At 66.2% G+C, this 22311-nt stretch carries 17 protein-coding genes; 9 read left to right on the top strand and 8 right to left on the bottom strand.

The features are described 5' to 3' along the window. Window positions 1–21: 21 nt before the first annotated feature. Window positions 22–3537 (bottom strand): chromosome segregation protein SMC, encoded by a 3516-nt coding sequence (gene smc, locus RO07_RS11430; RefSeq protein ID WP_039410810.1) that lies wholly within the window; start codon window positions 3535–3537, stop codon window positions 22–24. Between the two features lie 190 nt (window positions 3538–3727). Further along, window positions 3728–4714 carry a DMT family transporter gene (locus RO07_RS11425; protein WP_052267209.1) on the bottom strand — a complete coding sequence of 329 codons (987 nt, stop codon included), beginning with the start codon at window positions 4712–4714 and terminating at the stop codon, window positions 3728–3730. 275 nt (window positions 4715–4989) lie between these two features. Between RO07_RS11425 and dapC the strand changes: the two genes are divergently transcribed. The 7 genes from dapC (at window position 4990) to RO07_RS11390 (ending at window position 13302) form a co-directional block, all read left to right on the top strand. Then, window positions 4990–6192, top strand: a complete 1203-nt coding sequence (dapC, locus tag RO07_RS11420) for a succinyldiaminopimelate transaminase (protein WP_039415150.1) — start codon at window positions 4990–4992, stop codon at window positions 6190–6192. 25 nt (window positions 6193–6217) lie between these two features. Beyond that, window positions 6218–7045 (top strand): 2,3,4,5-tetrahydropyridine-2,6-dicarboxylate N-succinyltransferase, encoded by an 828-nt coding sequence (dapD, locus tag RO07_RS11415; protein ID WP_039410808.1) that lies wholly within the window; start codon window positions 6218–6220, stop codon window positions 7043–7045. Window positions 7046–7124: 79 nt separating this feature from the next. Continuing rightward, entirely contained in the window at window positions 7125–7472 is a 348-nt protein-coding gene (locus RO07_RS11410; RefSeq protein WP_039410807.1) for an ArsC family reductase, read from the top strand. A 4-nt stretch (window positions 7473–7476) separates the two neighbouring features. Next, window positions 7477–8628, top strand: coding sequence for a succinyl-diaminopimelate desuccinylase (dapE, locus tag RO07_RS11405; protein ID WP_039410806.1), 1152 nt, complete (start codon window positions 7477–7479; stop codon window positions 8626–8628). Between the two features lie 5 nt (window positions 8629–8633). Continuing rightward, entirely contained in the window at window positions 8634–9530 is an 897-nt protein-coding gene (prmB, locus tag RO07_RS11400) for a 50S ribosomal protein L3 N(5)-glutamine methyltransferase (RefSeq protein ID WP_039415148.1), read from the top strand. 245 nt (window positions 9531–9775) lie between these two features. Next, the gene (gene cls, locus RO07_RS11395; RefSeq protein WP_039410804.1) at window positions 9776–11203 is read left to right on the top strand and encodes a cardiolipin synthase; all 1428 of its coding nucleotides are present in this window, start codon (window positions 9776–9778) and stop codon (window positions 11201–11203) included. 149 nt (window positions 11204–11352) lie between these two features. Further along, window positions 11353–13302 carry an ATP-binding cassette domain-containing protein gene (locus tag RO07_RS11390; protein WP_039410802.1) on the top strand — a complete coding sequence of 650 codons (1950 nt, stop codon included), beginning with the start codon at window positions 11353–11355 and terminating at the stop codon, window positions 13300–13302. A 76-nt stretch (window positions 13303–13378) separates the two neighbouring features. Here RO07_RS11390 and radA read toward each other — a convergent pair whose 3' ends face one another. Both radA and alr read right to left on the bottom strand, forming a co-directional pair. Continuing rightward, window positions 13379–14752 carry a DNA repair protein RadA gene (gene radA / locus RO07_RS11385; RefSeq protein ID WP_039415145.1) on the bottom strand — a complete coding sequence of 458 codons (1374 nt, stop codon included), beginning with the start codon at window positions 14750–14752 and terminating at the stop codon, window positions 13379–13381. 23 nt (window positions 14753–14775) lie between these two features. Continuing rightward, window positions 14776–15861 (bottom strand): alanine racemase, encoded by a 1086-nt coding sequence (alr, locus tag RO07_RS11380; RefSeq protein WP_039410799.1) that lies wholly within the window; start codon window positions 15859–15861, stop codon window positions 14776–14778. A gap of 338 nt (window positions 15862–16199) precedes the next feature. Here alr and lplT point away from each other — a divergent pair, with 338 nt between their 5' ends. Both lplT and thiD read left to right on the top strand, forming a co-directional pair. After that, window positions 16200–17492 (top strand): lysophospholipid transporter LplT, encoded by a 1293-nt coding sequence (gene lplT / locus RO07_RS11375; RefSeq protein WP_039410796.1) that lies wholly within the window; start codon window positions 16200–16202, stop codon window positions 17490–17492. Between the two features lies 1 nt (window position 17493). After that, window positions 17494–18318 (top strand): bifunctional hydroxymethylpyrimidine kinase/phosphomethylpyrimidine kinase, encoded by an 825-nt coding sequence (gene thiD / locus RO07_RS11370; RefSeq protein WP_039410793.1) that lies wholly within the window; start codon window positions 17494–17496, stop codon window positions 18316–18318. Window positions 18319–18387: 69 nt separating this feature from the next. Here thiD and RO07_RS11365 read toward each other — a convergent pair whose 3' ends face one another. The 4 genes from RO07_RS11365 to tsaB are packed head-to-tail and all read right to left on the bottom strand — an operon-like array spanning window position 18388 to window position 21860. After that, window positions 18388–19602, bottom strand: a complete 1215-nt coding sequence (locus RO07_RS11365; RefSeq protein ID WP_052267208.1) for a DUF1853 family protein — start codon at window positions 19600–19602, stop codon at window positions 18388–18390. Further along, the gene (locus RO07_RS11360) at window positions 19563–20636 is read right to left on the bottom strand and encodes a uracil-DNA glycosylase (protein ID WP_039410791.1); all 1074 of its coding nucleotides are present in this window, start codon (window positions 20634–20636) and stop codon (window positions 19563–19565) included. Before RO07_RS11360 ends, RO07_RS11365 begins: the two co-directional genes overlap by 40 nt. Then, entirely contained in the window at window positions 20623–21102 is a 480-nt protein-coding gene (gene rimI / locus RO07_RS11355) for a ribosomal protein S18-alanine N-acetyltransferase (protein WP_039410789.1), read from the bottom strand. Before rimI ends, RO07_RS11360 begins: the two co-directional genes overlap by 14 nt. Continuing rightward, window positions 21102–21860 (bottom strand): tRNA (adenosine(37)-N6)-threonylcarbamoyltransferase complex dimerization subunit type 1 TsaB, encoded by a 759-nt coding sequence (gene tsaB, locus RO07_RS11350; protein ID WP_039410787.1) that lies wholly within the window; start codon window positions 21858–21860, stop codon window positions 21102–21104. The genes rimI and tsaB overlap by 1 nt, the downstream gene beginning before the upstream one ends. Window positions 21861–22311: the final 451 nt, after the last annotated feature.

Here is a 22311-nt window from a genome sequence, read left to right as displayed (position 1 = left end):
TTCTCCATCGTGGGCGCGGGGTCAGGCGATCTCGGCCAGATTGATCGCAGACTCCATGTCCACCGCCACGATCCGCGACACCCCCTGCTCCTGCATGGTGACGCCGATGAGCTGATTGGCCATTTCCATCGCGATTTTGTTATGCGAAATAAATACGAATTGGGTACGGTCCGACATGCGCGCCACCATCTTGGCGTAGCGCTCGGTGTTCGCGTCGTCGAGCGGCGCGTCCACCTCATCGAGCAAGCAGAACGGCGCCGGATTGAGCTGGAACATGCCAAACACCAGCGCAATGGCCGTGAGCGCCTTCTCACCGCCCGACAGCAAATGAATCGTGGAGTTCTTCTTGCCCGGCGGCTGCGCCATCACCTGCACGCCGGCATCAAGAATTTCGTCGCCGGTCATGATCAGCTTGGCCTGGCCGCCCCCGAACAGCATCGGGAACAACTCGCCGAAATGCTTGTTCACCTCGTCGAACGTGCCTTGCAGCAACACGCGCGTTTCCTCGTCGATCTTGCGAATGGCGCCTTCGAGCGTCTCGATGGCGTCGTTCAGGTCGGCCGACTGCGCATCGAGGAAAATCTTGCGCTCGCGCGCCGTCTCCAACTCCTCGAGCGCGGCCATGTTGACCGGTCCCAGCGCATTGATCGCGTTGTTGATGCGGGTGACTTCGCCTTGCAGGTACGACGGCTTCATGTCCGGCGTGAGCTTGGCCGCGAGCGCTTCCTCGTCGACCTCGGCCGCCGTCAGCTGTTCGACGAACTGCTCGCGATTCAGGCGCGCCGCCTGCTCCTTCAACTGCAACTCGGTGATACGGTCGCGCAATGGCTGCAAGCCGCGCTCGGCCGCGAGACGTTCTTCGTCGCTCTGACGCAGCTTCTGCGTGAGGGCTTCGAGCTCCATGCGGGCCGCGCCCAGGATATCTTCCTTCTCGGCGCGCAGTTCGAGCGCGTCCTGCAAGCCGTTTTCCGCTGTCTGCTCGGTGATCTGGGCGAGTTCGGCCTGTGCCTGCTCGATCGACACCACGAGACGTTCGGCCTGCTCCAGCGCCGTCTGGATATTGCGGCGATGCTCGTCGATCCGGCTCGCGACGCCCTTCTGCCCGTACGATGCCTCTTGCGCCAGACGCTCCAGTTCGCGTGCGCGATTGCGGGCGTCCGAGAGCTGCCCGTCGAGCGATTCGAATTCCAGTTGGCCGTCTTCGAACGTCGCCTGCAATTCCGCCAGACGCGCGTCGCTCTGCTCGAAATTCGCTTCCGACTCGGCGCGCATGGCCAGTTGCTCTTCGATCTGCGCGGCGATTTCGCGCAGTTCTTCGTCGATCTGCGTGCTACGGGCGTTGTAGCGCTCGTACGCCTGCGTGAGCTTGAGCACGTCCATCTGCAACGCATGCACGCGTTGCGTCGCGCGCTCGGCGCGCGCGCGCACCTCGGTGAGCGACTGCGCAGCCTGGCTGTAGGCGGCTTCCGCGCGCACGGCGTTGGACTTCGCCTCGTCGGAGAGCAATGCCTGCGCGCGCAACTGCTTGCCGAGGTTCTCGATTTCCTGCTGACGGGCGAGCAAACCGGCTTGCTCGGAGTCCGCCGCGTAGAGCTGCACGCCCACGCGGGTGACCTGGTGACCGGCCTTGACGACGATCGACGCGCCTTCGGGCAGTTGGGCACGCACGCCCATCGCCTGCGCGAGATCGTCGGCCACGAACACGTGGCCAAGCCATTCCTGCAGCACGGCGCGCAGCCCCGGATCGTCGATGCGAAGCAGGGACAGCAGCGGACGCAGCGACGCAGGCGCATCGAGCGGACGCGCGGCCGGCGGCGGCGAGTAGAACGCCAGCTTGGCCGGCGGTGCGTCGCTCGCGAAGGCCTTCACCCAATCGAGGTTGCTGATTTCGAGCGCCGCCAGGCGCTCCCGCAGCACCGATTCGAGCGCATTTTCCCAGCCCGGCTCGATATGCAGCTTCTTCCACAGGCGCGGCAGCTGCGCGAGTTCATGCTTGTCGAGCCACGGCTGCACCTTGCCCTCGGTCTGCACGCTTTCCTGCAACTGCTTGAGCGCCGTCAGTCGGGCTTCGAGCTGCGCAATGGTCGCCGCTTCGGCCTGCACGCGCGCCTGCGCCTCGGTGCGTTCGCTTTCCAGACGCGGCAGACGCTCCTGCGCTTCGGCGAGTTCAGCCTGCGCGTCTTCGAGCATCGCCTGATGCTCGGCGAGCTCGGCGCGCTGCATCTCGAGCTCGGCCTCGTCGGGCTTGTCCAGCCCGCGCGCTTCGCCCTGCAGGCGCTCCTGACGCTGTTGCAACTGCTGCAATGCCTGGTCGGCATTGCGCTGATGCGCCGCTTCGAGCTTCAGACTCTGCTCGACCTGCGCGATCTCGCTGCGCTGCTCGTTGAGCAGGTTCTGCGCATCGCGCCAGCGGGCTTCGAGCGCGGGAAGCGCTTCGTTCTGCTCGGCAGCCTGATCCTGCGCGGTGGCGGCGCGCTCCTCGGCGATGACGAGTTCTTCCTCGGCGAGCGCGAGCGCTTCTTCCGATTGAGCGGAACGGGCCTGCCACTGCTCGCGTTGCGAGGTCAGCGCCGCCAGCTGGGCCTGCACACGGTTGCGCGACTCGACGACATAGCGGATTTCAGCCTCGAGACGGCTGACTTCCGAGTTCGCCTCGTACATGGCGCCTTGCGCGGCCTGCACGGCGTCCGTCGCGGTGTAGTGCGCGGCACGCAGCGTTTCGAGATCCGACTCCGAGCCACGCAGACGCGCCATCTGCGCTTCGAGGTCGACCTGCGCCGACTCGATCGCGCGTTGCTGGCGCTCCTGCTCGTTCTGGGCTTCGTTCTTGCGCAACAGCCACAGCAGTTGCTGCTTTTCCTCGCCGTCGCGCTGCAGATCCTTGAATCGATTGGCCACGACCGCCTGCGATTCGAGCTTTTCGAGATTGGTGCCGAGCTCGCGCAGGATGTCTTCGACGCGCGTGAGGTTCTCGCGCGTGTCCTGCAGGCGGTTCTCGGTCTCGCGGCGGCGTTCCTTGTACTTCGACACGCCGGCGGCTTCCTCGAGGAACACGCGCAGCTCTTCGGGCTTGGCCTCGATGATGCGCGAGATCATCCCCTGGCCGATGATGGCGTAGGCGCGCGGCCCCAGGCCGGTGCCGAGGAAGATGTCCTGAATGTCGCGGCGACGCGCCGGAAGATTGTTGATGTAGTAGCTGGAGGTGCCGTCGCGCGTGAGCACGCGCTTGACGGCGATTTCGGCGTACTGGCTCCACTGCCCGGCGGCGCGCCCGGCGCTGTTGTCGAACACGAGTTCGACGCTTGCGCGGCTCGCCTGCTTGCGGGCGGTTGATCCATTGAAGATCACGTCCTGCATCGATTCGCCGCGCAGCTCCGAGGCGCGCGACTCGCCGAGCACCCAGCGCACGGCATCGATGATGTTGGATTTGCCGCACCCGTTCGGGCCGACGATCCCGACCAGTTGGCCGGGCACCGCAAAGTTCGTCGGATCGACGAACGACTTGAAGCCAGCGAGTTTGATGGAAGTCAGACGCACGGCAGGTTCGCTTTTTCGGTCATTGAATGATGGGAAAGACGCAGACGCGCTCAGCTGGTCCTGTCGGGCCTCGCGCACGCTGGCGCGCGCGGCGGCCGCTTGACGCCGAATGCCACGAGTCCATGCAAAAACAATGCCTTACCGGCACCGCCCTGCTATCGCATGAAACCCGGCGTCACATCGGTACGCATCATACCATCGCATCCCCCGCCGTCGCGCTTTTACAACGACGCGGATCGGGCAAAATTCCGGACAGCACGCCGGCGGCGACGATGCACAGTCCGCCCGCGATTTCGCGTACGCCCAGGCCCTCGCTCGCCAGCCACCACGAGGAGATCGCCGCCACCACGATTTCGAACAGCATGATGAGCGCCGCCTGGTTGGCCGGCACCCGCGCCAGCCCGAACTGCACGATCACGTTGGTGAGCGCGATGGTGCAACCGAGCGCGAGTGCAACCGCCGCCGTCGGACCGCTCGACGTCAGGGCCACCAGCGCGGTGCGCCCGGCCTCGGCCCCGCCATCGAGCGGGAGCACCAGCAGGCCGCCCACGAGGCAGCCCAGGTAAAGTGTCCAGCTGCGCATCTCCGGCTTCACGTCGGGCAGCGACTGGCTCACCTTGCGCAGCAGCACGTTGTTGAGCGCAAAGGCCGCGCCGGCGATGGCGCCGGCCCATTCGCCGGGGTTGTTCGGCACCGGCCAGCCCAATTCGGGCGACCAGAGCATCAGCCCGGCGCCACCGAGCGCCAGGGCGATGAGCCCGACCCCGCGCAGCCCCACGCGCTCACCGAGCAGCCAGTGCGCGAAGAGCGCCGTCCAGACCGGCGTCAGATAGAAAAGCAGCAGCACCCGCATGACGTGACCATGCGTGGTGCCCCAGACGAACGCCACATTGGTGGTGCCGCCCGCGAACGCCACCCCGACGAGCAGCCACGACCAGCGCAGCGTGCCGAGCGAGCGACGATAGACGAGCGTGAGCAGCAGCAGCGCGACGGTCGCCGTGCAGGCCTGCGCCGGCACGGCCGCCACGCCCCACTGGGCCAGCACGCGATAGGGAAACCAGGCCAGGCCCCACACCGAAGATCCAATGAGAATGGCCAGGGCGGGCGCCGCCCGGGTGCGCAAGGACGCGCCGGATGTCAGCTCCGGGCCCTGCGAGCCGTTGCCGGCTACGGTCATACTGATGACTCCTGAAAAACCTGAGATACTCCGCAGGCTCGCCCCATTGGCGCCTCGGAATGTGCTGAATTACGCGGCGGTCGCGCTTTGTGCGCGCCGTGACGGTATAATTTTCGCTTTGCCGATCTTGCCATTCTTGAGCGCGTCCGGGAACCCCTTCGGGTGACCGTCCTTGCCCGCCAGCCCCGCCGCACTACGGCGTCAAGCTGCCTCGAATCGCCTCGAATCGAATCGCATCACATCGCGACCCCTAGTCCTGAGTCCGTTTGAATCTCGTGAACCCATTACTCGACAAGCTCCAGCCCTACCCGTTTGAACGCCTGAAGTCGTTGGTGGCCGATGTCACGCCCGCCAGCGCCTTCAAGGCCATCAGCTTCGGCATCGGCGAGCCCAAGCACCCGACGCCGCAGTTCATCAAGGAAGCCCTGATCGAAGGGCTGGGCGGTCTCGCGAACTATCCCGCCACGGCGGGCGGCGAGCCGCTGCGCGCGGCCATCGCACAGTGGCTGGAGCGCCGCTACGCGCTGCCGAACGTGAATCCGGCCACCGAGGTGCTGCCGGTGACCGGCTCGCGTGAAGCGTTGTTCTCGTTCGCACAGGCCGTCGTCGACGGCAGCAAGCCCGGCGCCCGCGTGCTGTGTCCGAACCCGTTCTATCAGATCTACGAAGGCGCGACGCTGCTCGCCGGCGCCACGCCCTATTACGCCGACAGCGATCCGGCGCGCAACTTCGCGCCGAACTACGACGCCGTGCCCGCCGATGTCTGGCGCGACGTCCAGCTCGTCTACCTGTGCTCGCCGGGCAACCCGACCGGCGCGGTGCTCGGCCTGGCGGACTGGAAACGCCTGTTCGAACTCTCGGACCAGTACGGGTTCGTGATCGCCTCGGACGAGTGCTACTCCGAGATCTATTTCGACGAGGAAAGCGCGCCGCTGGGCGGCCTTGCGGCAGCGCATCAGCTCGGGCGCGGCTTCGAGCGTCTGGTGGTCTTCTCGAGCCTGTCCAAGCGTTCGAACGTGCCGGGCATGCGCTCGGGCTTCGTCGCGGGCGACGCCGCCATCCTCAAGAAATTCCTGCTGTACCGGACGTACCACGGCTGCGCCATGAGCCCGGCCGTGCAGGCGGCGAGCGTCGCCGCATGGAACGATGAAGCGCACGTACGCCTGAATCGCAGCAAGTACCTCAAGAAATTCCAGACGGTCACGCCGATGCTCGCCGAAGTGCTCGACGTGCGCCTGCCGGACGCCGGTTTTTACCTGTGGGCCAAGGTCGACGCGAAGACCGGCCTGTCGGATACGGAATTCACGCGCCAGTTGCTGGCGCAATACAATGTAGCCGTACTGCCCGGATCGTACCTGGGCCGCGCGGCGCACGGCGTCAACCCGGGCGAGAACTATGTGCGCATCGCCCTCGTGGCCGATGTGGACGAATGCACCGAAGGCGCACAGCGCATCGTGCAGTTCTGCCAATCCCTTTAATTCCTTACTGCAACTGACTCTCGCCATGTCGCAACAACTGCAAACCACCATCGACCAAGCCTGGGAAAACCGCGCCGAGATCTCGGCCAAGTCGGCACCTGCCGACGTGCGTGAGGCGGTCGCTCACGTCATCGCCGAGCTCGACAAGGGCGCCCTGCGCGTGGCCCAGAAGCAAGAGGGTCAGTGGATCGTGAATCAGTGGATCAAGAAGGCCGTGCTGCTGTCGTTCCGGCTGGAAGACAACGCCGTGATGCCCGCCGGCGGCTTCAGCCAGTTCTACGACAAGGTGCCGAGCAAGTTCGCGAACTACACCGCCGAAGACTTTGCGCGCGGCGGCTTCCGCGTGGTACCGCCGGCCGTGGCGCGCCGTGGCTCGTTCATCGGCAAGAACGTCGTGCTGATGCCGTCGTACACCAACATCGGCGCCTACGTCGATGAAGGCACGATGGTCGACACGTGGGCCACGGTCGGTTCGTGCGCCCAGATCGGCAAGAATGTTCACCTCTCGGGCGGCGTGGGCATCGGCGGCGTGCTCGAGCCGCTGCAGGCCAACCCGGTCATCATCGAAGACAACTGCTTCATCGGCGCGCGCTCGGAAGTCGTGGAAGGCGTGATCGTCGAAGAGAACTCGGTGATCTCGATGGGCGTGTACCTGGGTCAGTCGACGAAGATCTACGATCGCGAAACGGGTGAAGTGCACTACGGTCGCGTGCCGGCCGGCTCGGTGGTCGTGCCGGGCAACCTGCCCTCGAAGGACGGCAAGTACAGCCTGTACTGCGCGGTGATCGTCAAGAAGGTGGACGCCCAGACGCGCGCCAAGACGGCCATCAACGACCTGCTGCGCGGCGAGTAAGCCGGCGCACGGGATGCCGGCGAGTGCGATCACCTCGCCCGCCGGCTTTTTTGTAGCAGCAACCTCTGGAGTTCCGGCAATGACGGCAGTGCTGTACGGCATTCCCAACTGCGATACCGTGAAGAAGGCGCGCACGTGGCTCGACGAGCACGGCGTGGCGTACGATTTTCACGACTTCAAGAAGGCGGGCGTGAGCGACGCAATGCTGGACACCTGGCTCGCCCAGGTGCCGCTCGCCACGCTGCTCAATCGCAAGGGCACCACGTGGCGCAAGCTCTCGCCCGAACAACAGGCGGCGGCAGCCGGGGAACCGGCCGCGCGCGCCCTGATGATCGAAAACCCGTCGCTCATCAAACGCCCCGTGCTGGTGGCCGACGGCAAGGTTTCCGTGGGCTTCACGCCCGACAGTTACGCTTCACGATTCTGATTTCATGACTTCCTCCCAAGGCGCCACGCTGGCGCTTACCGAGCAACTGATCGCCCGTCACTCGGTGACGCCCGAAGACCGCGATTGCCAGGCGATCCTGGCGCGTCGGCTGGCGGCGATCGGCTTCGCGTGCGAGACCATCGCGTCGAACGGCGTGACCAACCTGTGGGCGCTCAAGCGCGGCACGCGCGGCACCGACGGCAAGCTGCTCGTCTTCGCCGGGCACACGGACGTGGTGCCGACCGGCCCGGTCGAACAGTGGCACTCGGACCCGTTCGCCCCGACGCATCGCGACGGCATGCTCTATGGTCGCGGCGCGGCCGACATGAAGACGTCGCTCGCCGCGTTCGTGGTCGCTTCGGAGGAATTCGTCGCCCGGCACCCGGATCACGCCGGCGCCATCGGCTTCCTGCTGACGAGCGATGAGGAAGGCCCCGCCACCGACGGCACCGTGAAGGTCGTCGAAGCGCTCCAGGCGCGTGGCGAACGGCTCGATTACTGCGTGGTCGGCGAGCCGACGTCGAGCCAGCGCCTGGGCGACATGGTCAAGAACGGCCGTCGCGGATCGATGTCCGGCAAGCTCGTGGTGAAGGGCGTGCAAGGCCATATCGCGTACCCGCATCTGGCGAAGAACCCGACGCATCTGTTCGCGCCCGCGCTAGCCGAGCTCACGCAGACGGTGTGGGACGAAGGCAACGAGTACTTTCCGCCCACCACCTGGCAAATTTCGAACATCCACGCTGGCACGGGGGCGACCAACGTCATCCCCGGCGAGCTGACCGTGATGTTCAACTTCCGCTTCTCGACGGCCAGCACGTCCGAGGGCCTGCAGAAACGCGTGCACGAACTACTCGACCGGCACGGGCTGACGTACACGCTCGACTGGACGATCAGCGGCCAGCCGTTCCTCACGCCGCGCGGCGATCTGTCCGACGCGCTCAGCGGTGCGATCCGCGAGGAAACCGGTCTGGAGACCGAGCTTTCGACGACAGGCGGCACGTCCGACGGCCGCTTCATCGCGCGCATCTGCCCGCAGGTAATCGAGTTCGGGCCGTGCAACGCGAGCATCCACAAGATCGACGAGCATATCGCGGTAGCCGACATCGAGCCGCTCAAGAACATTTATCGCGGCGTGTTGACGCGTCTGGTGGCATGACGATCATGAGCACGCAATCCTCGCACCCGTTTCAGACGCTGCGCGACCTGCTGCGCTACGCCGTCTCGCGCTTCAACGAGGCCGAGCTGGCTTTCGGTCACGGCTGCGCAAGCGCATACGACGAAGCCGCATACCTGCTGCTGCACACGCTGCATCTGCCCATCGACACGCTCGACCCGTTCCTGGACGCCCGTCTTCTGCCCGAAGAGATCGAGCGCGTGCTGTCGGTCGTCAACCGCCGTGCCGGCGAACGCGTGCCGGCTTCGTACATCACGAACGAAGCGTGGATGCATGGCCGGCGCTTCTATGTGGACGAGCGCGTCATCGTGCCGCGCTCGTTCGTGGGCGAACTGCTGGAAGACGCGCTGCAGCCATGGGTCAACCACGCCGACGAGGTCGCCGACGTGCTCGAACTTTGCACCGGCTCGGGCTGCCTCGCCATTCTCGCCGCGGAGACGTTCCCCGCCGCGCGGATCGATGCCGTCGACATCTCGGCCGACGCCCTCGCCGTGGCAAAGATCAACGTCGCCGATTACGCGCTGGACGATCGCATCACGCTGCATCTGGGCGATCTGTACACGCCGCTGCCCAAGGGCAAGCGTTACGAAGTCATCCTGACCAATCCGCCGTACGTGAACGAAGGGTCGATGCAGACGCTCCCGGCCGAGTACCGCCACGAGCCGCGCCTCGCGCTGGCAGGTGGCGACGACGGCATGGATGTCGTGCGGCGCATCATCGCGGGTGCGCGCGAGCGTCTGACCGATGACGGCGTGCTGGTCGTGGAAATCGGCAACGAGCGCCCCTTCGTCGAGGCGGCATTCCCCGACCTGCCCATGACATGGCTCGCCACGAGCGCGGGCGACGACATGGTGTTCCTGGTACAGGCCGCCGACCTGCCGTAATCGCACGGTCGCACCGACGGGCACGCTTGCGCGTCTACCGGTGCGATCGTCGCCATCCCCGCCCCGCTCGCCCGCGGCGAACGGCGTTCCCGCCAAAGTCGCGACCACGTCTCCCCACCTACCCGCCCGACCATGGGCCCGCGTGTCGCGCCGACGCCGCAAGGCCTCGCCTAACTCGACACAGCCCGGTTACACTCGGGTTCCCGGGTCCGCATGACCCTTGGCAGGGAGGAAGACAGTCCGTCATGGTGCTCAATTGGCTCGACGTCGGCTTTGGCGTTGCCTGTATCCATGCGCTGGGAATCATCGCCGCGATCCATGCCGTGCTGACGGTGCGCACATCGCAGGGCGCCGTGGCCTGGGCGGTATCGCTCGTGACGATGCCGTATCTCACGCTCATCCCCTATCTTTTTCTCGGACGCTCGAAGTTCGTCGGCTACGTCGAGGCACGACGTGCACGCAACGAGGCGTTGCAGTCGCGCATGGGCGAAATCCAGTGGACCGGCGAGCCGCCCGTCGCGACGGACGCCCATCCCGAATTCGCCGCGCTCACCGCCATGACGCGGATGTCGTTCGTCGCGGGCAACCACGTGCGTCTGCTCGTGAACGGTCATGCAACGTTCGACGCCGTCTTTGCCGCCATCGACCGCGCCCGCGACTACATCCTCGTCCAGTTCTTCATCGTCAAGGACGACGCGCTTGGGCGAGCGCTCGCGGCACGCCTGCTCGCGCGCGCCGCAACGGGCGTCAAAGTCTACTTTCTCTACGACCGCATCGGCAGTCACGACCTGCCTCGCAGCTATTGCGAGAAGCTGCGTCAGGGCGGCGTGCTCGCGCACGAGTTCGCGGCGGCCAGGCGCGGCATCGTCGTCAATCGCTTCCAGTTGAATTTCCGCAATCACCGCAAGATCGTCGTGGTCGATGGCGACGAGGCGTTCATCGGCGGGCACAACGTGGGCGTGGAATATCTCGGCGAAAAGCCGCCGCTCGCACCGTGGCGAGACACACACATCTCGGTGCGCGGCCCGGCTGTCGTGGGCATTCAGCGCGCGTTCGCCGAGGACTGGCACTGGAGCACGGGCACCGTGCCGGAGCTCAATCGCCAGCCGGCCCCTTCGGGCGGGGACATGCACTGTCAGGTGGTGCCCAGCGGCCCCGCGGACCAGTTGGAGACGTCGTCGCTGTTCTTCGTGACGGCGATCAACGCCGCGCAAAAGCGTGTGTGGCTCACCACGCCGTATTTCGTGCCCGACGAGGCCGTCTTCTCGGCTTTGCGGCTTGCCGTGCTGCGCGGCGTCGACGTGCGCCTGCTGATTCCCGATCGGGCCGATCACTATGTCGTGTTCGAAGCGACGACATCGTACGCCTTCGAGGCGACGCGCAGCGGTATCCAAGTGTACCGTTACCGGCACGGCTTCCTCCATCAGAAGGTCGTGCTGATCGACGACAGCGCCGCCGCCGTGGGCAGCGCCAACCTCGACAACCGATCGTTCCGGCTCAATTTCGAACTCATGCTGCTGGTCGTCGACGGCACCTTCGCGCAGGACGTGGCGGCCATGCTCGCCAACGACTTCGAGCACGCCGCGCTACTGAACAAGGACGACTTCCGAAAAACCGCCAGGTGGCGTCAGATCGTGATGCGCGTGGCCCGGCTGTTCGCGCCCATTCTTTGACGTCGTCCCTGCGTTGCGCCGCCGCGGCCGGCGTCCACACCTCCGGCAATAGATCTTTGGCAATAGATTTCCGCCTGGGCCGCACCACCCGGTAAAATGCGCGTTTGGCCGCCCGTCGGCGGCCCAGCTCGCATTCATACCGCTTTCCCGTGATCCGATTCGAACACCTCACGCTCGCGCGCGGCACCAAGTCGCTCTTCGAGGACACCTCCGTCACGCTCAACCCGGGCGAACGCGTCGGCCTCGTCGGCGCCAACGGCGCCGGAAAATCCACGCTGTTCGCACTGCTGCGCGGCCAGCTGCACGCCGACGGCGGCGATGTCTTTATCCCCAGCAGTTGGCGCGTCGCCCATGTCATGCAGGAGACACCCGCCGTCGAGCGCACGGCCCTCGACTACGTGCTCGACGGCGACACCCGTCTGCGCGAGATCGAAGCGGCCATCGCCGCCGCCGAGGCCGCTCACGACGGTCATGCACAAGCCGAGGCGCATACGGCATTCGCCGACGCCGACGGCTATACCGCACCGGCGCGCGGCGAAGCGCTGCTGCTCGGCCTGGGCTTCACGCTCGCGCAAACGCAGTTGCCGGTGGCCAGCTTCTCGGGCGGATGGCGCATGCGCCTGAACCTCGCGCAGGCGCTCATGTGCCCATCCGACCTGTTGCTACTCGACGAACCGACCAACCACCTGGATCTGGACGCCATCGTCTGGCTCGAAGACTGGCTCAAGCGCTATCCGGGCACGCTCATCGTGATTTCGCACGACCGCGAATTTCTCGACGAGGTCTGCAACGTCACGCTGCACATCGAGAACCAGCAGATCAAGCGCTACGGCGGCAACTACAGCCAGTTCGAAATCCTGCGCGGCCAGCAGCTCGCGCTGCAGCAAAGCGCGTTCGTGAAGCAGCAGAAGACGATCGCGCATCTCGAATCGTTCATCACGCGATTCAAGGCCAAGGCCACGAAGGCACGGCAGGCGCAAAGCCGCATGAAGGCGCTCGAGAAGATGGAGCGCATTGCGCCCGCGCACGTCGCGTCGCCGTTCACGTTCGAGTTTCGGCCGGCCAACAGCGCACCGAACCCGATGCTCGTGCTCGACGCGGTACGTTGCGGCTATCCGCTCGACGATGGCGCCGAGAAGGTCATCCTGCCGCACGTCACGATGTCGGTGCAGAACGAGCAGCGTATCGGCCTGCTCGGCGCCAACGGTCAAGGTAAATCCACACTGATCAAGACGCTCGCCGGCACGCTCGCGCCATTGGCCGGTGCGGTGAAAACCGGCAAGGGGCTGCAGATCGGCTACTTCGCCCAGCATCAGGTCGAGACGTTGCGCCATGACGATTCGCCGTTGCAGCATCTGCAGCGGCTTGCGCCGGACACGCGCGAGCAGGAGTTGCGCGACTTCCTCGGCGGCTTCAATTTCCGCGGCGAGATGGCCACCTCGTCCATCGCACCGTTCTCGGGCGGCGAAAAGGCGCGCCTTGCGCTGGCGCTCATCATCTGGCAGAAACCCAATCTGCTGCTGCTCGACGAGCCGACCAACCATCTGGATCTCGAAACGCGTCACGCGCTCACCATGGCCCTCGCGCAGTTCGATGGCACGCTGATTCTCGTCTCGCACGACCGGCACCTGCTGCGCGCGACGACGGACCAGTTCCTGCTCGTGGCCGGCGGCGAAGTGAAGCCGTTCGACGGCGATCTCGACGACTACCGCGACTGGCTGCTGCAGCATGCGGCCGATCAGCGGGCGGCGGCACGTCAAACGGCGAGTGATAGTGGCGATGGTGGCGAGAGTGCGGACGCGGGCGACGGCGTCAATCGCAAGGATCAGAAGCGGGCCGAAGCGCAGGAGCGTCAGCGTCTGTCGCAACTGCGCAAGCCGCTTCAGCGCAAGATCGAAAAGCTCGAAGCGTCGATGGCGAAACTGTCGGATGAAAAGGCCCGGCTCGACGCCGTACTCGCCGACAGCACGACGTACGAGGATTCGAAGAAGGCGCTGCTCACGGAAAGTCTCAAGCAACAGGCGGACGTCACCGCACAGTTGTCGGACGTGGAAGCCGAGTGGCTCGAAGCGCAGGAAGCGCTCGAACAGATCGTTTGATATCGCGGGGCGGCGGCACGATCCGCAGGATCATGCCGAGGACGCGTCAATCGTCCAACCCCGCCTCGCGGCGGCGTTACATCCCCGCCACCACGGAAATGGCTTGCTCCAGCCGATCGACGGCGTGGACTTCGAGACCGTCGATGGGGTGCTTGGGCGCATTCGCCTTCGGGATGATCGCAATCGAGAAGCCGAGCTTGGCCGCCTCCTTCAGACGGTCCTGTCCGCGCGGACTCGGCCGGATCTCCCCCGCCAGACCGACTTCACCGAACGCCACGATGCCACGCGGCAACGGCTTGTTGCGCAGCGACGAGTGAATCGCCAGCAGCACCGCCAGATCGGCCGCCGGCTCGGAAATCTTTACGCCGCCCACGGCGTTGAGAAACACGTCCTGGTCGAAACAGGCGATGCCTGCGTGGCGATGCATCACCGCAAGCAGCATGGCCAGACGGTTCTGCTCCAGCCCGACCGCCAGACGCCGGGGATTCGGCACCTGCGCCGTATCGACCAGCGCCTGCACTTCGACCAGCAGCGGCCGCGTGCCCTCTTGCGTAACGAGCACGCAAGAGCCCGGCACACTCTGCTCGTGCTGCGAGAGAAACAGCGCCGATGGGTTCGCCACGCCGCGCAATCCCTTCTCCGTCATCGCGAACACGCCCAGCTCGTTCACGGCGCCGAAGCGGTTCTTGAATGCGCGCACCAGCCGGTAGGAAGAATGCGTATCGCCTTCGAAATACAGCACGGTGTCGACGATGTGCTCCAGCACGCGCGGCCCCGCGAGACTGCCTTCCTTCGTCACGTGGCCCACCATGATGACGGTCACACCGCCCTGCTTCGCCGCGCGCGTAAGCTGCGCCGCGCACTCGCGCACCTGCGCCACCGAACCGGGCGCGGAGCTCAGTGCCTCGGAATAGATCGTCTGAATCGAATCGATGACGACGACGTCGGGCTTCTCCGATTCCATCGCACCGAGAATCTTCTCGAGCTGGATTTCGGCGAGCAGGTCAAGCTCGCCGCCGCCGTCGCCGGCCGCGCCCAGGCCGAGCCGCTGCGCCCGCAAGGCGATCTGCGCCCCGGACTCTTCGCCGCTTACGTAGAGCGCCCGGCGCTCGCGCGACAGGTGCGCAAGCGATTGAAGCAGCAGCGTCGACTTGCCGATCCCTGGGTCGCCGCCGATGAGCACCACACCGCCCGACACGAGACCGCCGCCGAGCACACGGTCGAATTCGCTCACGCCGCTCGAAAAACGCGGCACGTCCGCCGCCTCGATCTGCGCGAGCTTGCGCACCGGCGTGCTCTTGGCAAGCGACTGATAACGATGGCCGGTCGACGTTTCCGCCACCGACTCGACGAGCGTATTCCAGCCGTTGCAGTGGGGGCACTGGCCGGCCCACTTGGGCGTTTGCCCCCCGCATTCGGTGCAGATGTAGACAGTCTTGGCTTTGGCCATGCGCAGCGATCCCGTCCCGTCGTTCAGTTGGCGTGCACCGGAACACGGCGCGTGACCGCGCACATCAACTCGTAGCCGAGCGTGCCAGCTGCCGCAGCCACCTCGTCAATGCACAGTCCACGCCCCCACAGCGTGACGGTCGAGCCGACACGCGCCTGCGGCACCGGCGTGAGATCGACCGCGAGCATGTCCATCGACACGCGGCCGACCGTGCGGGTGCGCACGCCATCGACGAGCACCGGCGTGCCCGTGGGGGCGACACGCGGATAGCCGTCCGCATAACCGCATGCCACCGTGCCGACGCGCATCGGCGCTTCGGCCTTGAAAACGCTGCCGTAACCGACGGTGCCGCCCGCCGGCACTTCCTGCACACCGATCAGCGCCGACTCGAGCGTCATCGTCGGCTGCAGATCGAGATCCGCCGCCGGCACTTCGACGCCCTTCGGCGACGAGCCGTAGAGCATGATGCCCGGGCGCACCCAGGCGCCGTGCGTGCCCGGATGGAACAGCGTGGCAGCCGAGTTGGCGAGGCTGCGCTCGCCCGGCACGTCCCGCGCACCGCGCTCGAACGCCTCCATCTGGTGTTCGATACCGCGCGGGCCGTCGGCGTCGGAGAAGTGGGTCATGAGCACGATCTGGCTCACGCAGGGAATCGCGCGGGCACGTTCCCACGCGGCACGGAAACGCTCGGGCGCGAAGCCCAGACGATTCATGCCGGAGTTCATCTTCAACTGCACGTTGACCGGCTTGGTGAGACGCGCCGTCTCGAGCATGCGCAGTTGCTCGTCGCAGTGCACGGTGATCGTCAGGCCGTGCTCGTCGACGACGGCCAGGTCTTCCGGCGTGAAGAACCCTTCGAGCAGGAGAATGGGCCCGGCCCAGCCGAGTTCGCGCAGACGAACGGCCTCGTCGAGGTCGAGCAGGCCGAAGCCGTCGGCGTCGCGCAATCCAGGGTAGGCGTTCTCGATGCCGTGCCCGTAGGCGTTGGCCTTGACGATCGCCCAGACCTTCGGGGTAGGCGCGCCGTGACGGGCGACACAGCGGCGGGCGACATCGAGATTGTGGGCAAGAGCGGCGGTATGAATCGAGACTTTGATCGGACGAGGCATGGCAGGTTCGGCAACGGAAAGAGAAGCTCGCTGGCGCAGGCTGGCGGCATAACGCATCGGCATATTTTCGTGTTATAAAGCCGTGCGCACAACTTGTTTTGCCGAAATCTTTATCCCGACAAGAATATCGGTCTCAGACCGAGGGCGACCGGGCGCCCGGCACGGGGGCTTCAAGACCGCGCATACGGTCGTTTGGCGACATTTGAAGGCTGGATGAGCGCAGATACCCCTGTGTTTAAGCCCGGTTTCTTCCCGTTAAGGTGCCCGCGGAGGGCGCCGCGGATTCCGACAACCGAGACACGCAAGTTTTACGCCGCACGGGATCGACTCAAGTACCGATGAAGAAAGGCTTTTACACCATCATGGCCGCGCAGTTTTTTTCGTCGCTGGCCGACAACGCATTGCTCATCGCCGCAATCGCACTCCTGAAGGACCTGCATTCCCCGCAGTGGATGACACCGCTGCTCAAACTCTTCTTCGTTCTCTCGTACGTCATTCTCGCCGCCTACGTGGGCGCGTTCGCCGACTCGATGCCCAAGGGCCGGGTGATGTTCATCAGCAATTCGATCAAGGTCGTGGGCTGTCTGATGATGCTGTTCGGCTCGCATCCGCTCATCGCCTACGGCGTCGTCGGCTTTGGCGCCGCGGCCTACTCGCCCGCGAAATACGGAATTCTCACCGAATTGCTGCCCGCCGAAAAACTCGTCGCGGCCAACGGCTGGATCGAAGGCCTGACGGTCAGTTCGATCATCCTGGGCACAGTGCTCGGTGGCGCACTCATCAGCCCGCACGTCTCCCAGTGGGTACTGCATCACACGCCCGAAGTCATCAGTTCGCCGGCAATGGCCGCGATGGTGGTCATCATGGGCATCTACGTGATCGCCGCGCTGTTCAATCTGCGCATCCCCGATACCGGCGCGCGCTATGCGCGTCAGGAACGCAACCCGATCAAGCTCGTCTCCGATTTCGCCGACTGCTTCGTCACGCTGTGGCGCGACAAGCTGGGCCAGATCTCGCTCGCCGTGACCACCCTGTTCTGGGGCGCCGGTGCAACGTTGCAGTTCATCGTGCTGCGCTGGGCCGAAAAAGCGCTCGGCATGACGCTCTCCGAAGGCGCGATCCTGCAGGCCGTGTCGGCCGTCGGCGTGGCCGTCGGCGCGATCGTGGCCGCCTCGCGCATTCCGCTCAAGCGCTCGCTGTCCGTGCTGCCAGTGGGGATCGCCATGGGCATTGCCGTCATGGCCATGGCGTTCTTCTCCAAGGATCTCCTGCCGTGGGGCACCGAGTGGAAGATGCCGCTGTATCTGATCATCGCCTACATCTTCCTGATCATCGTCGGCGCGCTCGCCGGGTTCTTCGTGGTACCGATGAACGCCCTGCTCCAGCATCGCGGGCACGTGCTGCTCTCGGCCGGTCACTCCATCGCCGTGCAGAACTTCAACGAGAACCTGTCGGTGCTGATCATGCTGTGCCTCTACGCCCTGCTCATCTGGTGCAACGTGCCGGTCGGGGTCGTGATCATTCTGTTCGGCGTGTTCGTCTCGGGCACGATGTGGCTCGTCATGAAGCGCCATCAGGCCAATCAGCGCGAATTCGACTCGGTTGCGCTCATCGGCGAAGTCAAGCATTGATATGAATTTGCGTCAGTCGTCCGTTCCCATCGCCCTGACCATCGCAGGATCGGACTCCGGCGGCGGGGCCGGCATCCAGGCCGATCTCAAGACTTTCTCCGCGCTCGGCGCGTATGGCGCGAGCGTCATCACGGCGCTCACCGCGCAGAACACGCTGGGTGTGACCGGCATCCACACGCCGCCTGCGAGCTTCGTCACGGCGCAAATGGATGCCGTGTTCCAGGACCTCGATGTCGATGCGGTGAAGCTCGGCATGCTGGCCAACGCCGACGTCGTGCGCGCGGTGGCCGCCGGCCTGCGCCAGTACAAGCCGCGCTTCGTGGTGCTCGATACCGTGATGATTTCGAAGAGCGGGCACGCGCTGCTGCAGCCGGATGCCGTTGCCGCCCTGCGCGACGAACTGCTGCCGCTGGCGGATCTGATCACGCCCAACCTGCCCGAAGCGGCAGCGCTGCTTGGCGTGGCGCCTGCCGAGGACGAAGCCGGGATGGAGCGTCAGGCGCAGGCGCTGCGCGCGCTGGGCGCCCGCAATGTGCTCGTCAAGGGCGGGCACCTGGCGAGCGAACTGAGCCCGGACTGGCTCGTGAGCGCCGCCGGCGTCGAGCGCTTCAACGCGCCGCGCATCGCCGCCCACAACACGCACGGCACCGGCTGCACGCTGTCGGCCGCGCTCGCCGCACTGCGCCCGCGTCGCGAGGACTGGTCGAACACCGTACGTGACGCCAAGACCTATCTGAACGGCGCGCTCGCCGCCAGCGACGAACTGCGCATCGGCCACGGCATCGGGCCGGTCCACCACTTCCACGCCATCTGGCCGAAGGCGTGACGCGCATCGTCCGACGCGCCAGTATCCCGCCCATCTGCCCCCGGTTCTCTTCCGCTCCCTTCTGCTTTCTCAGATCGACGGCGCACTGTCTTCGGCAGCGCGTGCGAGCGCGCGCTGCGCAGCCGCCTCGGCGCGCTCGCTCAACTCCTCGATGCGATGCCGCGCACGCGGCGCCCAGAAGTCCGGCACGATGAAGCCCCGTTCGCATTCGAACCAGTCGTGGGCCGCTCCGCCGCCATTGCCAGCACCTCCAGCCCCTTTGCCCGCCTGCTCATGCCGCGCCAGCGAAACGATCAGCAGTGGCTCGGCGATGCCGCGTTCGCGCCAGTGCGTCTCGATGCGTTCGTGCATGTCGACGAGCGACAACGCATCCGACGCCGCGACACGCGCCGGCGCCAGCCAACGCGCGCGAGGCAGCATGGCCCATGCCCGTTCCGGCGGCGCCGTCCTGGCATGCACCTGCGACTGTGCGTGCGCCCACCACTCGTCGAGCGTGGCCCACCAGCCGCGGCCATGCGCCTCGGACGCCGCCTGCGGCAACTGCACCGGGTGCGCCAGCGGATGGAACAGCCAGCCCTTCAGATACACCTGCGGCAACCACGGCCCAGCGGCGGGCAATGCACTGCGCGCGGCGTCGAGCGTGGTGAGCCGAAGTTGATGTCCCAGCAGCCGCGCCACCTTGTCGGCAAAGCTGTCGGCCAGATTCGGCCCGAGCCAGTGGAACTGGACGGCACGCTCGCCGAGCGGCTCGGGGGCCGCCGGCGGAACGAAGAGATACAGCTTCACCGCCAGCTCCCAATGCAGCAACCGGCGATCGGAGCGGCGCTCGAGCAGGAAGTCGCATTCGCCGAGCGTCATGTTGCTGCGCCGCGCATCCCGCACCTGCAACCCCGCCGCCAGCAGATCGAAACGCGGGCTGTGCAACAGCGCGAAGTGCAGCAACTGCTCGGCATAGCGCCCGAGCCGGTGGCTCTCGCCCCGCGTCAGAAATTCGCGCAGCGGCTCGGGATTGGCGTCGCAGGCGAGCAGCCAGTCGTGCAGGTCTCGGGAATGGAAGATGGGATCGGGATCGCCGGACACGGCGGCATCCGGGCGCTGCCGCGCCGACGCAGGAGGCGCATCGGCCGCCGCCTGAACGCCGTCGAAATGGGCAAGCGCCGCCGGAAAGCGCGCGGCACTGAGCAAATCAGCGGACAGCAGCAGCCACGCGAGGTCGCGCACCGGCGCCTCGCGCAGCGTTTCGATCAGTTCGCCGTAGGCCCGCTGGCCGGAGTCGATTCGCACACTGCCTCGTAGGTAGCCCGCGCCAGGCACCAATCCGTCCAGGCCTTGGCCTTGTCGGGCAGACTGCGTAACAGGTAGGCCGGATGATAAGTCACGATCACCGGCACCCCTTCATACTCGTGCACACGGCCGCGCAAGCTGGCGATGCTCGCCTGCGTGCGCAGAATGCTCTGCGCCGCGAAACGCCCCATCACCACGATCACGCGCGGCTTGAGCAGCGCCACCTGACGCTTCAGATACGGCTCGCAGCTCGCCACCTCGCCGGCTTCCGGGTCCCGGTTGTTCGGCGGACGGCACTTGAGCACGTTCGCAATGTACACGTTCTCGCCGCGCCGCAACGTCACCGCACGCAGCATGTTGTCGAGCAGCTTACCCGCTTGTCCGACGAACGGCTCGCCCTGCAGGTCTTCCTGTTGCCCCGGCGCCTCGCCCACGAGCAGCCAGTCGGCTTCGCGATCGCCCACGCCGAACACCGTCTGCTTACGTTTCTCGCACAGGCCGCACAGCCGGCAATTGGAGACGCGCTCGGCCAACGCGTCCCAGTCGAGCGTCTCGACCGCCGGCACCGCCGCGCGTGCCGCCGCCAGCCCGTCCCCCGCATCACCCGCATCGCGCACGATCGACCACAGCGCGGCATCGGCCGCCGCGTCGCCATCGCCGTTGCCGTCGCTGTCGAGCCACATCGGTATGTCGTCGGGCGGCAAATCGGCCATGCGACGCTGCCCACCGTGCGATGCGCTCGCCGCGGGCGCCTCGTCCGGCACGGCGGCGCGCGCCGCAGGACGCGAGGCGGCAGGCGTCGGCGCCACCGATGCGATCGGCGCAGCAGGGACGGCCGCGGCTGCCGGCGCAACATCCCACGGCGGGAGTTCATCGGCGCTCGGTGCATTTGTCGCCCACGTGGCGCCTTCGGGCGCGGTGAGTGTCGCCACGTCGCCGGCTTCCGGGCCGGCCGCATGCGCCACGACGGCGCCTTGCGGCATCCACACCGGCCACAGCCCGAACTCTTCCAGAATCGCTTTAGGCCACGGCACGATCGGTCTCCCACGACAGGCGCATCACGATGGCGTCCTCACGACGCCCGCTCGCCGGATAGTATCCCTTGCGACGGCCGATCTGTTCGAAGCCGAAACGCTCATAAATGCGCAGCGCACGCATGTTCGACGGCCGCACCTCGAGCAGCACGCCGCCCATTCCCTGCGCACGCGAGACGCGCACGACTTCTTCGAGCAACTGCACGCCCAATCCGTTGCCCTGCATCTCCGGCACCACGCAAACGTTGAGAAGATGCGCTTCGTCGACGACCGGCATGAGCAGAAAATAGCCGAGCAGCGCGCCATCGACCGCACGCAGACAAACGCCCTGATGCCCCGCGGCAAGCGAGTCGACGAAGTTCTGCCGCGTCCACGGGAACGGATAGGCGCGCACCTCGACGCCGACAATCTCGTCGAGATCGCTCATCGTCATCGGAGAAAAGTGATTCGGTCCGGCCTGGCGCATCAGGACGCCCCCTTGTCGTCGCCGCGCGTCGCTTGCTTGATCGCTTCGCGCTCGGCCGTCGTCTGCGCCACCTTGTTGCGGATGTAGACCGGCATGGCCCGATCCGCCGGAATCGCTTCGCCTCGCGCAAACGCGCGGGCCGCGAGTTCGGCGACGTGGCGCGCGCGCGGCATGGCGTCGGCCAGCACGGCTTGCGCCCGCAGGGCCGCTTGCAGGCGTTCGCCGAACGCCGTCACCGCATTGCCCGCGACAACAAAATCCGCATCGGGCGCGCGCACCTTCTCGGCCGCGTCGAGCGACGGGGCCCGCACTTCGCGCCAGTCTCGAGCGGCAGCATCCCATGCGTAGTCGGCCCAATAGGCCTCGTTCATCCGTGCATCGAGGGCGACGAGCACACGCTCGGTGCCCGCACGCGATGCCCGGGCCGCCTCGGCACAGGCCAGCAGCGTACCGACCGGCACCACCGGCAGCCCGGCGCCGAACGCCAGTCCCTGTGCCACACCGCACGCGGTGCGCAATCCGGTGAACGAGCCCGGCCCGGCGCCGAACGCGATCGCGTCGCAAGCCGCGAGCGTGATCCCCGCCTCACGCAATACGTCGCGGGCGGCAGGCAGGATATGGGTACTGGAGACGGGGCCGGTATCGAGGTGGCGCTCGACCACGAGGGCCGGGGCACCGCAGGCGGGATCATGGCGATACACGGCGACCGAACAGAATTCGGTCGAGGTGTCGAGGGCGAGAAGCGTAATCGAAGACATGGCGCTATTGTAATCGGCCACGCGCCGCGCGACCTAACGGGATTGGGGATTGCAGCTTGCAGCACATGCCCGCCGTCGTTTCCCGCGCCGGCGGGCGCCGCTTCAGGGAGCCGCATGCCATCGAGGTCGGGTCGGCCCCCTCATTCGGACCGTTCCATCCCAGTGAAAATCCGAACGTGCACTTTTCGAAAAAGTCAGGTATAATCCGCGCTTCGCTTTGCGGGACCCCATATCAATTCCCGTCAAGCGACGAAAACCGCGTTTTGCCCCAATCCTGTGATAAGCCGTAGTAGTTCTTGCCGGCACTGGCGTTCCTGAAGAACGACCCGCCGCCGTCCCTGGCTTACGATACGGATTTCGATCCGCTTTCTGCCCCATCCGCGATTTGCTTCCTGCTTGCGACGAATTGGGTTTGCCGATTGGCGCCAACGCCCCGACACAACCTATCCAT

The organism is Pandoraea pulmonicola, assembly GCF_000815105.2.
In the GTDB taxonomy this organism is placed as follows: domain Bacteria; phylum Pseudomonadota; class Gammaproteobacteria; order Burkholderiales; family Burkholderiaceae; genus Pandoraea; species Pandoraea pulmonicola.
Note: the sequence above shows the minus strand (reverse complement) of the source record. Positions and strands in the feature narration are given on the sequence as shown.